The sequence below is a fragment of the Methylibium petroleiphilum PM1 genome (assembly GCF_000015725.1).
Classification (GTDB): Bacteria; Pseudomonadota; Gammaproteobacteria; order Burkholderiales; family Burkholderiaceae_C; genus Methylibium; species Methylibium petroleiphilum.
The window spans coordinates 2,295,791-2,308,379 of the sequence record NC_008825.1 but is presented as its reverse complement, the minus strand read 5'-3'; the positions used below and the strand labels follow the sequence as shown (position 1 = coordinate 2,308,379).

The 12,589-nt window shown below is 68.9% G+C and carries 12 protein-coding genes and 3 tRNA genes; 11 read left to right on the top strand and 4 right to left on the bottom strand.

Features of this window, described 5'->3' with window-relative positions; translation table 11 throughout:
* Positions 1-11: 11 nt before the first annotated feature.
* The 6 genes from purF to MPE_RS10830 all read left to right on the top strand — a co-directional run bounded on the left by purF (position 12) and on the right by MPE_RS10830 (position 4,559).
* Positions 12-1,541 carry an amidophosphoribosyltransferase gene (gene purF / locus MPE_RS10855; protein ID WP_011829744.1) on the top strand — a complete coding sequence of 510 codons (1,530 nt, stop codon included), beginning with the start codon at positions 12-14 and terminating at the stop codon, positions 1,539-1,541.
* Entirely contained in the window at positions 1,541-2,785 is a 1,245-nt protein-coding gene (locus MPE_RS10850) for an O-succinylhomoserine sulfhydrylase (RefSeq protein WP_011829743.1), read from the top strand. Before purF ends, MPE_RS10850 begins: the two co-directional genes overlap by 1 nt.
* Positions 2,782-4,188, top strand: a complete 1,407-nt coding sequence (gene gltX / locus MPE_RS10845; protein ID WP_041929647.1) for a glutamate--tRNA ligase — start codon at positions 2,782-2,784, stop codon at positions 4,186-4,188. Before MPE_RS10850 ends, gltX begins: the two co-directional genes overlap by 4 nt.
* Positions 4,189-4,226: 38 nt before the next feature.
* A tRNA-Ala gene (locus MPE_RS10840) sits at positions 4,227-4,302 on the top strand.
* Positions 4,303-4,360: 58 nt separating this feature from the next.
* Positions 4,361-4,436, top strand: a tRNA-Glu gene (locus MPE_RS10835).
* A gap of 46 nt (positions 4,437-4,482) precedes the next feature.
* Positions 4,483-4,559, top strand: a tRNA-Asp gene (locus tag MPE_RS10830).
* A 58-nt stretch (positions 4,560-4,617) separates the two neighbouring features.
* On the opposite strand, the gene ssuE is transcribed toward MPE_RS10830, so the two are convergent.
* The gene (gene ssuE, locus MPE_RS10825; protein WP_011829741.1) at positions 4,618-5,205 is read right to left on the bottom strand and encodes an NADPH-dependent FMN reductase; all 588 of its coding nucleotides are present in this window, start codon (positions 5,203-5,205) and stop codon (positions 4,618-4,620) included.
* Between the two features lie 209 nt (positions 5,206-5,414).
* Here ssuE and MPE_RS10820 point away from each other — a divergent pair, with 209 nt between their 5' ends.
* Complete coding sequence (locus tag MPE_RS10820; protein ID WP_036229090.1) at positions 5,415-5,633, top strand: DUF3606 domain-containing protein; 219 nt, start codon at positions 5,415-5,417, stop codon at positions 5,631-5,633.
* Positions 5,634-5,990: 357 nt separating this feature from the next.
* Here MPE_RS10820 and MPE_RS10815 read toward each other — a convergent pair whose 3' ends face one another.
* Positions 5,991-6,203: a hypothetical protein gene (locus MPE_RS10815; RefSeq protein ID WP_011829739.1), complete on the bottom strand. Its 213-nt coding sequence runs from the start codon at positions 6,201-6,203 to the stop codon at positions 5,991-5,993.
* A 149-nt stretch (positions 6,204-6,352) separates the two neighbouring features.
* Between MPE_RS10815 and MPE_RS10810 the strand changes: the two genes are divergently transcribed.
* Positions 6,353-7,513, top strand: a complete 1,161-nt coding sequence (locus MPE_RS10810) for an NADP-dependent oxidoreductase (RefSeq protein ID WP_148210933.1) — start codon at positions 6,353-6,355, stop codon at positions 7,511-7,513.
* Positions 7,510-8,274, top strand: coding sequence for a metallophosphoesterase (locus MPE_RS10805; protein WP_011829737.1), 765 nt, complete (start codon positions 7,510-7,512; stop codon positions 8,272-8,274). Before MPE_RS10810 ends, MPE_RS10805 begins: the two co-directional genes overlap by 4 nt.
* A 23-nt stretch (positions 8,275-8,297) precedes the next feature.
* On the opposite strand, the gene MPE_RS10800 is transcribed toward MPE_RS10805, so the two are convergent.
* Both MPE_RS10800 and MPE_RS10795 read right to left on the bottom strand, forming a co-directional pair.
* Entirely contained in the window at positions 8,298-9,206 is a 909-nt protein-coding gene (locus MPE_RS10800) for a DMT family transporter (RefSeq protein WP_011829736.1), read from the bottom strand.
* Positions 9,203-9,697 (bottom strand): methylated-DNA--[protein]-cysteine S-methyltransferase, encoded by a 495-nt coding sequence (locus MPE_RS10795; RefSeq protein WP_011829735.1) that lies wholly within the window; start codon positions 9,695-9,697, stop codon positions 9,203-9,205. The genes MPE_RS10800 and MPE_RS10795 overlap by 4 nt, the downstream gene beginning before the upstream one ends.
* Positions 9,698-9,885: 188 nt before the next feature.
* Between MPE_RS10795 and MPE_RS10790 the strand changes: the two genes are divergently transcribed.
* Both MPE_RS10790 and MPE_RS10785 read left to right on the top strand, forming a co-directional pair.
* A complete protein-coding gene (locus tag MPE_RS10790) occupies positions 9,886-11,277 on the top strand; it encodes a phosphomannomutase/phosphoglucomutase (protein ID WP_011829734.1) in 1,392 nt (463 codons plus the stop codon).
* Positions 11,278-11,302: 25 nt separating this feature from the next.
* The gene (locus tag MPE_RS10785) at positions 11,303-12,580 is read left to right on the top strand and encodes a 3-deoxy-D-manno-octulosonic acid transferase (RefSeq protein ID WP_011829733.1); all 1,278 of its coding nucleotides are present in this window, start codon (positions 11,303-11,305) and stop codon (positions 12,578-12,580) included.
* The last annotated feature ends 9 nt before the right edge of the window (positions 12,581-12,589 follow it).

Here is a 12,589-nt window from a genome sequence, read left to right as displayed (position 1 = left end):
AGGGGTAGTCCATGTGTGGCATCGTCGGTGTGATCTCCACGGCACCGGTCAATCAGCTGATCTATGACGCACTGCTGCTGCTGCAGCACCGCGGGCAGGACGCAGCCGGCATCGTGACAGCGGGGCCGGACGCCAAGGGCCGCAAGTTCTTCATGCACAAGGCGCGTGGCATGGTGCGCGACGTGTTCCGCACCCGCAACATGCGCGGATTGCCCGGCACCGTGGGGCTCGGCCAAGTGCGCTACCCGACCGCGGGCAACGCCTACAGCGAGGAGGAGGCGCAGCCGTTCTACGTGAACGCACCCTTCGGCCTGGTGCTGGTGCACAACGGCAATCTCACCAACGCCCATGCGCTGAAGCAGGAGCTGTATGCGGTCGATCGCCGCCACCTCAATACCGACAGCGACACCGAGGTGCTGCTGAACGTGGTGGCGCACGAGCTCGAACTCGCGGCCCGCGACTTGCCGCTGACGCCGAACGAGATCTTCAAGGCCGTTGGCGCGGTGCATCGGCGCATCAAGGGCTCTTACGCGGTGGTCTGCCTGATTGCCGGGCACGGCGTGCTGGCGTTCCGCGACCCGTTCGGCATCCGCCCTCTCTGCCTGGGCGATGCGGAAGGCCCAGAAGGACGCAGCGTCATGGTGGCCAGTGAATCGGTCGCACTCGAAGGCACCGGCCACCGCATGGTGCGCGACGTGGCGCCGGGCGAGGCGGTGTTCATCGATCTCGAAGGCCGTGTCCACGCGCGGCAGTGCGCTGCGAAGGCCTCGCTCAATCCCTGCGTATTCGAGTTCGTCTACCTGGCCCGTCCCGACTCGGTGATCGACGGCATCTCGGTCTACCAGGCGCGGCTCAACATGGGCGAGACCCTGGCGCAGCGCCTGGTATCGACGATGCCGCCGAACGAGATCGACGTGGTGATTCCGATCCCCGAGTCGAGTCGGCCGTCGGCCATGCAGCTGGCGCAGAAGCTCGGCAAGCCCTACCGCGAGGGCTTCGTGAAGAACCGCTACGTCGGCCGTACCTTCATCATGCCGGGGCAGGGCATGCGCAAGAAATCGGTGCGCCAGAAGCTCAATGCGATCGTGTCGGAGTTCAAGGGCCGCAACGTGCTGCTGGTCGACGACTCCATCGTGCGTGGCACCACCAGCAAGGAGATCGTGCAGATGGCGCGCGAGGCCGGTGCCCGCAAGGTCTTCATGGCCTCGGCTGCACCGCCGGTGCGCTTCCCGAACGTCTACGGCATCGACATGCCAACCAAGGGCGAGCTGATCGCGCACGACCGCAGCATCGAGGAGATCCGCGAGTTCATCGGCGCCGATGCGCTGATCTACCAGGACGTCGCGGCAATGAAGAAGGCCGTGGGCTCGCTGAACCCGAACCTGGCCGGCTTCGAGGCCTCGTGCTTCGATGGCGTCTACATCACCGGTGACGTGAGTGCCGCCGACTTCGAGGCACTGGCTGCGCAGCGGCCGTTGCAACTGGAAGAAGATGCCGAGTCGGCATCGCGGCTGGCGCTGCAGAGCGCCACGGAGGTCTGATGGCGGGCACCGACGACACCAAGCGGCTGCCGCGCGTCGATCTGCCGGCCGACGTTCGGTTGGACACGCTCGCCGTGCGCGAGGGCCTGCCGCCCAGCCAGTACGGAGAGAACTCCGAGGCGCTGTACCTGACCAGCAGCTTCGTGCACCCCGACGCCGCCACCGCGGCCGCGCGCTTCGCCAATGAGGAAGAAGCCTTCGTCTACTCGCGCTTCAGCAACCCGACCGTCACGATGATGGAGCGTCGCCTGGCGGCGATGGAAGGCACCGAGGCCTGCATCGCGTCGTCGAGCGGCATGAGCGCGATCCTGCTGCTGTGCCTGGGCCTGTTGAAGGCCGGCGATCACGTGATCTGCTCGCAGAGCGTGTTCGGTTCGACCATCAAGCTGCTGGGCGGTGAACTGGCCAGGTTCGGCGTCGAGACCAGCTTCGTGTCGCAGACCGACGTGGCGGCATGGCAGGCAGCCGTGAGGCCGACGACCCGCCTGCTGTTCGCCGAGACGCCGAGCAACCCGCTCACCGAGGTGTGCGACATCGCGGCGCTGGCTGACGTGGCGCACCGGGCTGGTGCCCTGCTGGCAGTCGACAACTGCTTCTGCTCGCCGGCACTGCAGCAGCCGGTGAAGCTGGGTGCCGACCTGATCGTCCATTCCGGCACCAAGTACCTCGACGGCCAGGGTCGCGTGCTGGCCGGCGCGGTGTGCGGCCCGGCGCACATCGTCAACGACAAGTTGGTGCCGCTGATGCGCAGCGCCGGCATGAGCCTGTCGCCGTTCAACGCCTGGGTGGTGCTGAAGGGCCTGGAAACGCTGGCGATCCGCATGGCCGCTCAGAGCGAGCGAGCGCTCGGTCTGGCGCGATGGCTCGAGGCTCACCCGGCGGTGCAGCGCGTCTTCCACCCTGGCCTGCCGTCGCACCCGCAGCACGCGCTGGCGATGGCGCAGCAGAACGGCTGCGGCGGGGCGGTGGTGTCTTTCATCGTGAAGGGCGAGGGCGCGGAACTCGCGCGTCGCAACGCCTTCCACGTGATCGACAGCACGCGCATCTGCTCGATCACCGCCAACCTCGGCGACACCAAGACCACCATCACGCATCCGGCCAGCACCTCGCACGGACGACTGACCGAGGCGCAGCGCCTGGCGGCCGGCATCACGCAGGGCATGATCCGCGTTGCCGCCGGCCTGGACGACCTGGACGACCTGAAGGCCGATCTCGCGCGCGGCCTCGACACCCTGACGGCATGAGCAGCACCTCCCCAGCCCCCGTTCGCACGCGCTTCGCGCCGTCGCCCACCGGCTTCATCCACCTCGGCAACATCCGCTCCGCGCTCTACCCCTGGGCCTACGCCCGGGCGACGGGCGGCGTGTTCGTGCTGCGCATCGAAGATACCGATGTGGAGCGTTCGTCGCAGGAGGCCGTCGACGTCATCCTCGAGAGCATGCGCTGGCTGGGCCTGGATGCCGACGAGGGCCCGTTCTTCCAGATGCAGCGCATGGACCGCTACAAGGAGGTGCTGGCCGGGATGCTCGAGCGGGGGCTCGCCTACCGCTGCTACATGGCCCAGGCCGAGCTCGACGCGTTGCGCGAGCGCCAGATGGCCGCCAAGCAGAAGCCGCGCTACGACGGCACCTGGCGGCCCGAACCCGGCAAGACGCTGCCGCCGGTGCCGGCGGGTGTGCAACCGGTGATCCGCTTCCGCTCGCCGATCGGCGGCAGCGTGGCGTGGGACGACAAGGTCAAGGGCCGCATCGAGTTCAGCAATGACGAGCTCGACGACCTGGTGATCGCCCGGCCCGACGGCACGCCGACCTACAACTTCTGCGTCGTCGTCGACGACGCCGACATGCAGATCACGCACGTGATCCGCGGTGACGACCACGTGAACAACACGCCGCGGCAGATCCACATCCTGCGAGCGTTGGGTCACGAGCCGCCGGTCTACGCGCACCTGCCGACCGTGCTGAACGAGCAGGGCGAGAAGATGAGCAAGCGCCACGGCGCCAAGCCCGTCACGCAGTATCGCGACGAGGGCTACCTCGCCGATGCGGTGGTGAACTACCTGGCCCGCCTGGGCTGGAGCCACGGCGATGACGAGATCTTCTCGCGCGAGCAACTGGTCGAATGGTTCAACCTCGATCACCTCGGCAAGAGCGCTGCACAGTTCGACGAGGCCAAGCTGCGCTGGGTCGGTGCCCAGCACCTCAAGCGCACCGACGATGCCGTGCTGGCGCCGCTGGTGGCGCTGCAGTTGCATCGGCTGGGCCTTGCCGCTCCCACCGACGAGCGGCTCGCGAAGCTGTGTGGCTTGTTCAAGGACCGCTGCGCGACCACCGCGGAGCTGGCGCAGTGGCTGGCGATGTACTTCGGCGACGTGACGCCGAGCGCCGAGGACCTTGCGGCCCACGTGACCGACGCGGTGAAGCCCGCGCTGTCGTCGCTCGCGGTCCAGTTCGCCGAGATCGCGTGGGATGCCGCATCCATCCAGCAGGCCTTCAAGGCAACGCTTGCCGAGCACGGCCTGAAGATGCCGCAACTGGCGCATGCGGTGCGCGTGCTGGTGTGCGGCCGCGCGCAGACGCCGTCGGTCGATGCCGTGCTGGCCCTGTTTGCCCGCGACACTGTGCTGGCTCGCTTGCGAGCATCCTGAAAATCGTCATATAATTTCAGTCTCGCTTGAACAGCGCCGGGGGTATAGCTCAGCTGGGAGAGCGCTTGCATGGCATGCAAGAGGTCAGCGGTTCGATCCCGCTTACCTCCACCAAAGGCTTGAAGCTGCGGTGGCGCTGTTCAAAAGAGAAGTGATTTGCCAGAAGGTTTCAGTCCCCTTCGTCTAGAGGCCTAGGACACCACCCTTTCACGGTGATTACAGGGGTTCGAATCCCCTAGGGGACGCCAAGTCAGCGCAGGACTTGCACAGCGATGTGAAACCTGCCAACCACATGGAGTGGTAGTTCAGTTGGTTAGAATACCGGCCTGTCACGCCGGGGGTCGCGGGTTCGAGCCCCGTCCACTCCGCCAAAAAATCAACGGGTTGCAGCAGCGATGTTGCAACCCGTTGTGCTTTGTGGGCGCTCTATCACACCGCCCAGCGCACGCGGTGGCTCAACCAGGGCGGCTGGGGCGTGCCGCGTGCACGTGCCAACACAGCATCGCGCTCGATGACGCTGCGCAGTGACTGTTCCACGCGCACGCCGATCTCTGCGTCGACCTCGTAGCGGCCGTCCACGCTCGGGATCTGCGCATCGCTGGCGTAGACCGCGTCGAGGATGTCGCGAGCACCCAGCGCCGACAGCACCGGCTTGAGCGCGTAGTCGAGAGCCAGCAGGTGAGCTGCGCTTCCGCCCGTGGCGAGTGGCAGCACGGTCTTGTCGCGCAGTCCGTCCTGTGGCAACAGGTCGAGGAAGCTCTTCAGCAGGCCGCTGTAGGCGGCCTTGTAGATCGGGGTGGCGACGAGGACGACCTGCGCCTCCAGCACCTTGCGGATCGCGGCCTGGATGTCGGTGTCGGCGAATTCGGCGTGCAGCAGTGCCTGGCCGGGCAGGTCGCGGACCGTGATCGTCTCTGTGGTGGTCGCGTGAGGCTGCAGCCTGGCCTGCGCCAACTGGAGCAGGGCGCCGGAGCGCGAACGCAACGAGGGACTGCCGAGAATGCTGATGACTTTCATGGGGTTCTGGTTTGGTGTGCGAGAGAGAGAAGTGCAGTCGCGGAACAACCCTCGACCCTAAGCCGCGAGGTCCCGGTGGACAAGGACGCTTTGCGGCTTTGCATATGCCGGCCCGTCTGACCGTGCCACGGCGAGAAGAGGGGGAAGCCCTCCACCCGGCAGCCGTGCCGTCTCATAATGGATTCGTCTTCGCTCCGAAGGAGGCAGGCATGGTCGTCGAAACGAACCCGTCTTCGATCGCATCGTCCGCGCGCATCGACCTCTTGCGCGACGTCGACGTCGCCTATTGGTGTCGCTTGCTGGACGTCGACCACGCGCAGTTGCGTCGAGCCGTCCAGCAAGTCGGTCCGCGCGCCGAGTCGGTGGTGCGCTACCTGAAGCGCGAGCTGCCGGCCTCCGGCCCCGAGTACGACCCGCCCGGCGGTTGAGCGCTCGGCGACGCTGGCGTCGGCGCGCCGAAATCGCAGTGCCTGCAGCTGGTTGAGCGCCTCACAGTCCGTGGCAGACACCGATTCGACCAAGCTTTGGGCTTGGCGGCGAAGCTGCCCTTGCCCTGCAGCTCGATCTGCGCAAGCAGCGGTGTGCCGGGCAGGCGGACCAGGGTAGCGGGGGATCTGGCGGCGCGAGAAGCGTTCATCGGCAACTTGTCACGACGAGTTGCCGGGAGCGTCGCGGCGCCCGCTGGTGCGGCCAACCGGGCGGATCGCATATCGAACCTCGCCCTGCTCGCACATACCGGGACGACGAGCGCCGCGGATCAGCGGCGGCGCGCCGGGGTCAACGGGTCACGACGTGGCCGTCGCTCGCTGGCAGGAGTCGATGCTGCGCAACCGGTCGAACTCTCGCCGGGCCACCAGCGCCGGGTCGCTGGCGCCTTCACGCGCCTGCAGTTCATAGGCCAGATCGAGGTAGCCGTGGAAGTTGCCGCGCCCTTCGGAGAGGGCCTGACATTGCTGCGCGAAGGTTTCAGCCCAGATGATCTTTTGTACCGTCGTCATTCCTGTACTCCAGGGCGGCAGCGGGGCGCCGCGCTCAGTGGTTGCTCCTGCGCCGTAAGCGTAGACGGGACCGGCTGTTCATGGGCGCAAGCGGGCCCCCCTGAAGCGAGGGCGTCGCGGGCCACGCGTGTGAAGTTCTTGCGATTCCGATGCAGTGGTCGTCGCAGCGGGAGTTGGTCGGCGAGGCCCGCCCGAGGCTTTCCACCGCTTCCGTTTCGCCGGAACTTGTGATCTCCTCGCCACAACCGCGCCATTGGGGCGACCCACAACCAGGAGACTTAACCGTGACCACCGCTGGCAACCGCCAACTGCTGCTCGCCCGCCATCCCGAAGGCCGCATCCGCGACGAAGATTTCCGCCTCGTCGACGCGCCGCTCGCGCCGCTCGCGGACGGCCAGGTGCAGGTGCGCACGATCTACCTGTCGATCGACCCGACGATGCGCGTCTGGCTGCACCCGACCGACAACTACCTGCCGATGATCCAGCCCGGCGAGGTGTTCCGCGGCATCGGCATCGGCGTGGTCGAGGCCACGCGGCACCCTGGCTTCGCACAGGGCACGCTGGTGCAGGGCCTGTTCGGCTGCCAGCAACGCGTGATCAGCGATGGCTCTGACCTGCTCGTCTTGTCGGACATCGCGCCGCTGCCGGTCACGGCTCATTTCAGTCTGCTCGGTCACATCGGCATGACGGCCTACTGCGGCCTCGTCAAAGTGGGCGCGGCGAAGGCCGGAGAGACCTTGCTGGTGTCTGGCGCCGCCGGTGCCGTGGGCGCGCTGGTCGGCCAGATCGGCCGCATCCTCGGCTGCCGCGTCGTCGGCGTGGCGGGCGGCGCCGAGAAGTGCCGCTACCTGACCGAGGTGCTGGGCTTCGATGCCGCGGTGGATTACCGCGCCGCCGACTTCGACGCGTCGCTGGCCGCAGCCTGTTCGAAGGGCATCGACGTGTACTTCGACAACGTCGGCGGGCACACCCTCGAGCTTGCTCTGGGGCTGATGAACGACTTCGGCCGCATCGTCTGCTGCGGCATGATCTCGACCTACAACGACTACGATGTGCCGGGTCCGCGCAACATCGTGCAGGTGGTGCTGAAGCGGCTGCGCATGCAGGGTTTCGTGATCCTTGATCCCGAGCACGACCCGAAGGAGGCCTACGCGCACCTGCTGCAGTGGGCCGGAGAGGGCCGCCTGCAGCATCGCGCGCATGTTGTCGAAGGCCTCGAACGCGTGCCCGATGCCATCAACATGCTGCTTGATGGCCGCAACCAGGGCAAGCTGATGGTTCGCCTGTCGGACGAGCCTGCCGCGGCATGAGGCTTGCGCTGTACTCGGACCTGCACCTGTCGGTGCAGCCGCTGGACGTGCCGTCGACGCCGGCCGACGTGGTGGTGGTGGCGGGCGACGTGTCGCGGCCCGCCGGCGCCATCGCGTGGGCTCGACAGTTTCCGCAGCCCACGCTGTTCGTTGCGGGCAACCACGAGTTCTACGGCGGCGATCTCGTCACCACGCTGCGGCAGTTGCGTGAGCAGGCGCAGGGCAGCGCGGTGCGGGTGCTGGAGCGCGACGAGTGGCACCACGGCGGCGTGCGCTTCCTCGGCTGCACGCTGTGGTCCGACTACCGCCTGTTCGCTACCTTGGCCGAGCGTGACGCCGGAGTGCGACAGGCGACCGAATTGGTGCGAGACTTCTCGCGCATTCGCATGGCACCGGAGTTCGACCAGCTTTTCACGCCCGCGCTGTCGCAACTGCTGTTCGACACGGCCGTCGACTGGCTGGAGGCGCGCTTCGCCGAACCGCACGACGGCCCGACGGTGGTGGTGACCCACCATGCGCCCTCGCGAGGCAGCATCGCGGACAAGTTCGCCGGCTCGCCGCTGAACGCCTGCTTCGTCTCCGACCTGGAGGCGCGCATCCTGCGCTGGCAGCCGCAGCTCTGGCTGCACGGTCATGTGCACGACAGCTTCGACTACCGGATCGGCCGGACCCGCGTGGTCGCCAATCCGCGTGGCTATGCGCCACGCGGTCAGGTAGAGAACCCGGCGTTCGATCCGGCGCTGCTGATCGAGGTCGACTGAGCCGGGCCCGCCGGCCCGGACCCTCACGCTTCCGTGGCGGTCTTGCGTCGGCCAAGCGGCAACGTGACCAGCCCGGTCGTGAGCGCCGTGCCGACCAGGATGACCGCGCAGCCGATCACCATCGCCGTGGTGATGCCCTCGGCCAGGAATATCCAGCCCCACAGCACAGCGAACGCCGGAATCAGGAAGGTCACCGCGATCGTGTTGGACGGGCCGATGCGGGCGATCAGGCGGAAGAACAGCACGTAGGCCACGCCGGTGCAGGCCAGTGCCAGCAGGCCGACCGCCAGCCAGGCCGTGGCCGAGGGCGCCTGCGTGGGCCAGAACCACAGCATCGGCAGCGTGAGCACGAGCGCCGCCGACACCTGGCTGCCGGTGGCCACGGCGAGCGGCGCCACGCCGGTGAGCCGCTTCTTGGTGAAGCTGGCCGACCAGCCGTAGAGCAGGGTCGCGCCCAGGCAGGCCACGATCGCCCAGCCGGTGCTTGTGCCATCGGCGCCCGGCTTGAAGCTGGCCTTGTCCCAGGCCAGCCACAGCACGCCGCTGAAGCCGATCAGCAGGCCCAGCACGCGCGATGGCGTCAGCCGGTCCTTGAGCCACAGCCAGGCGATCAGCGCACCCCACAGCGGAGTGGTAGCGTTGAAGATCGACGACAGGCCGGCCGTGATGGCGAGCGCCGCATAGCTGTAGGCCAGGAAGGGCAGAGCCGAGTTGGCGAGTCCCACCAGGAAGATGTCGCGCCAGTGTGTACGCAGCACACCCAGCTGCCGGCGGGCGGCCAGCAGCGGCAGCAGGAACAGCGTGGCCCCCAGCACGCGCAGCCCGGCCAGCGCCACCGGGCCGAATTCGCCGGCCCCCAGGCGCATGAACAGGAAGGAGGCACCCCAGAGCGCCGCCAGCAGGCACAGCTCGAGGACGTCGGCCGGCTTCACAGCAGGGTGCCCTCAAGCCGCAGCAACGCCGCCTTGCGCTCCAGGCCACCGGCATAGCCGGTGAGGGAGCCGCTCGTGCCCAGCACGCGGTGGCAGGGCACGATCACCGCGACCGGGTTGCGGCCGATCGCCGCACCCACCGCCCGCACCGCCGACGCACGGCCGAGCTGCTGCGCGAGGCCACCGTAGCTGAGCGTGCGGCCCGCGGCGATGCCACGAAGCGCCTCCCACACCGATTGCTGGAACGGCGTGCCCTGCGGATCCAGCGCGATCGTGAAGGGTGCCGAACCGTCGCGCCAGTAGTCGGCGAGTTCATCGAGGGCCTGGACGATCCAGCGTTGGCCGGCGTCGACCGGCGCATCGATCGTGCCGGGATGGTGCTTCTGACCGTCGAACCAGAGGCCCGCGAGGCCGCGCTCGGTGGCTGCGAGTGTGATCGGGCCGAGCGGCGTGTCGGCCCGGGCCTGGGCGGCGAACGAACGAGGTGGCATGGGGCGCTTGGACGGAAAGGTCGCCGGAGATCCCGTTGAGCAGCCAGCCGGCGACGGACCCGCGATCTTAGGCTGGGCAGGCGTGATGCACTCGGCGCGAGGAAACCCGGTGACCGGCGGGCCGAAGCAGGGGGCGTCCCTACAATCCGCCGGTCTCCTCAGTCTTCTCATTCAGGACGGACCCCCGCATGCAAGTTGCAGCTTCGATCTTCAAGGCCTATGACATCCGTGGCATCGTCGGCAAGACGATCGACGAGCAGTTCGCCGAGCACCTCGGCCGTGCGTTCGGCAGCGAGGCGCGCAAGCTGGGCGAGAAGGCGGTCGCGGTCGGCAGGGACGGGCGCCTTTCCGGGCCGGGGCTGTCGGCCGCGCTGATCCGTGGCCTGGCCTCGACCGGTCTCGACGTGGTGGACCTGGGGCCGGTCACCACGCCGATGCTGTATTACGTGGCCGCCACGCGCGCAAAGCACGGCTGCCGCAGCGGCATCCAGGTCACCGGCAGCCACAACCCGAAGGACTACAACGGCTTCAAGATGGTGCTGGGCGGCCGCGCGATCTACGGCGAGGACATCCAGGGTCTGCGCCGGCGCATCGAGGCCGAGGACTACGTGAAGGGCCAGGGCCGCTCGGCCGCGATGGACATCGGCGCCGAGTACCGGCACCGCATCACCAACGACTGCAAGCTGGCCCGGCCGATGAAGATCGTGGTCGATTCCGGCAACGGCATCCCCGGCGCGTCGGCGCCCGGCATCCTGCGCGCGCTGGGCTGCGAGGTGATCGAGCTCTACTCCGAGGTCGACGGCGACTTCCCGAACCACCATCCCGATCCCTCCAAGCCGGAGAACCTGGTGGACCTGATCCGCACCGTGAAGGAGACCGGTGCCGAACTCGGCCTGGCTTTCGACGGCGACGGCGACCGCCTGGGCGTCGTGACCGCCGATGGCCAGAACATCTTCCCCGACCGGCAATTGATGCTGTACGCGCAGGACATCCTGCAGCGCCACCCCGGCGCGCCGATCATCTTCGACGTCAAGTGCTCGCAGCGCCTCGTCGCGGCGATCCGCAAGGCCGGCGGCGAGCCGGTGATGTGGAAGACCGGCCACTCGCTGATCAAGGCAAAGCTCAAGGAGAGTGGCGCACCGCTGGCCGGCGAGATGAGCGGCCACATCTTCTTCGGCGAGCGCTGGTATGGCTTCGACGATGCCACCTACACCGCGGCGCGGCTGCTGGAGATCGTGTCGCGCCACAAGGACCCGAGCAAGCTGCTCAACGCCCTGCCCACCAGCTACAGCACGCCTGAGCTGAACGTGCCCTGCGCCGAGGGCGAGCACCACGAGGTGGTGGCCCGGCTGCGCGAAGTGGCCAAGTTCCCCGGCGCCAGCGAGGTGATCACCATCGATGGCCTGCGCGCCGAGTTCAAGGATGGCTTCGGCCTGGTGCGCGCCTCCAACACCACGCCGGTGCTGGTGCTGCGTTTCGAGGGCCACACGGCGGCGGCGCTGGAGCGCATCCAGGCGCAGTTCATGGCCGCATTGCGCGCCGTGAAGCCGGACGCGCAGGTCGCCGCGGCGGCGCACTGAGCGGCGCCGTCGCCTCGCGGCCGCCATGGACGTGAAGGCCGGCTTCGCGCGCTTCGTCTACGGCAGCCTGTTGCGCGCGCTGAGCCCGGTCTACGCGCTGCGGCTGTGGTGGCGCGGGCGCGCCGAACCGCCGTACCGCCAGGCCATCGGCGAGCGCTTCGGCCGCTATGCCGGGACCGCGGTGCCCGGCGCGGTGTGGATCCATGCCGTGTCGCTCGGCGAGACCCGGGCCGCCCAGGCGCTGGTCGATGCGCTGCGCGACGAACAGCCGTCGCTGCGCCTGCTGCTCACCCACGGCACGGCGACCGGGCGCGAGGCCGGCGCCGCCCTGCTGCGCGCCGGTGACGCCCAGACCTGGCTGCCCTACGACACGCCGGGCGCGACGCGCCGCTTCCTGGCCCATTGGCGGCCGGCGGTCGGCGTGCTGATGGAAACCGAGGTGTGGCCCAACTTGATGCGCAGCGCCGCCGCCGCCGGCGTGCCTGTGCTGCTGGCCAATGCCCGCCTCAGCGAGAAGAGCCTGCGACGCGGTGCGCGCTTCGCGGTACTGCTGAGGCCGGCCTTCGCGGCGCTCGTGCGCGTGCTGGCGCAGACCGAGGCCGACGCGGCACGCCTGCGCGACGCCGGCGCACGCCGCGTCGACGTGATGGGTAACCTGAAGTTCGACGTGGATCCCGATGCCGCGCTGTGCCGGCTCGGCGAACGCTGGGCGCAGGCGAGCGGCCGGCCGCTGGTGCTGGCGGCCAGCACCCGCGAGGGCGAGGAGGCCGCGCTGCTGGCCGCCTGGCAGGCCCGGCCCGCGCCGCGCCCGCGGCTGCTGCTGGTGCCGCGCCACCCGCAGCGATTCGACGAGGTGGCGGCACTGGTCGAGCGCAGCGGCGCGTCGCTGTCGCGCCGCAGTGCGTGGTTCGACGACCAGCCCGGCGAGGTGGCTCAGGCCGCCGACGTCTGGCTGGGGGACACGCTGCGCGAGATGCCGGCCTACTACGCGGCCGCGCGCGTCGCGCTGCTCGGCGGCAGCTTCGAGCCGCTGGGCGGGCAGAACCTGATCGAGGCGGCCGCCTGCGGGTGCCCGGTGCTGATGGGGCCGCACACCTTCAACTTCGCCGATGCGGCGCAGCGCTCGCTCGCGGCAGGTGCCGCCGAGCGGGTGGCCGACATCGACACCGGCGTGCTGCGCGCGATCGCGCTCACCGCCGACGAGCCGCTGCGTGCGCGCATGGCGCAGGCAGCGCTGGCGTTCTCGGCGGCGCACCGCGGCGCTGCGCAGCGCATGGCGGCGGCGGTGGTCGCCACGCTGTGAGCGCGACGT

Coding starts and splice junctions, on each gene's coding strand:
- ssuE (WP_011829741.1), bottom strand. CDS start 5,205: ATGAAAGTCATCAGCATTCTCGGCAGTCCCTCGTTGCGTTCGCGCTCC.
- MPE_RS10785 (WP_011829733.1), top strand. CDS start 11,303: ATGGACGTGAAGGCCGGCTTCGCGCGCTTCGTCTACGGCAGCCTGTTG.
- MPE_RS10790 (WP_011829734.1), top strand. CDS start 9,886: ATGCAAGTTGCAGCTTCGATCTTCAAGGCCTATGACATCCGTGGCATC.
- MPE_RS10810 (WP_148210933.1), top strand. CDS start 6,353: ATGCAGTGGTCGTCGCAGCGGGAGTTGGTCGGCGAGGCCCGCCCGAGG.
- MPE_RS10820 (WP_036229090.1), top strand. CDS start 5,415: ATGGTCGTCGAAACGAACCCGTCTTCGATCGCATCGTCCGCGCGCATC.
- MPE_RS10805 (WP_011829737.1), top strand. CDS start 7,510: ATGAGGCTTGCGCTGTACTCGGACCTGCACCTGTCGGTGCAGCCGCTG.
- purF (WP_011829744.1), top strand. CDS start 12: ATGTGTGGCATCGTCGGTGTGATCTCCACGGCACCGGTCAATCAGCTG.
- MPE_RS10815 (WP_011829739.1), bottom strand. CDS start 6,203: ATGACGACGGTACAAAAGATCATCTGGGCTGAAACCTTCGCGCAGCAA.
- MPE_RS10795 (WP_011829735.1), bottom strand. CDS start 9,697: ATGCCACCTCGTTCGTTCGCCGCCCAGGCCCGGGCCGACACGCCGCTC.
- gltX (WP_041929647.1), top strand. CDS start 2,782: ATGAGCAGCACCTCCCCAGCCCCCGTTCGCACGCGCTTCGCGCCGTCG.
- MPE_RS10850 (WP_011829743.1), top strand. CDS start 1,541: ATGGCGGGCACCGACGACACCAAGCGGCTGCCGCGCGTCGATCTGCCG.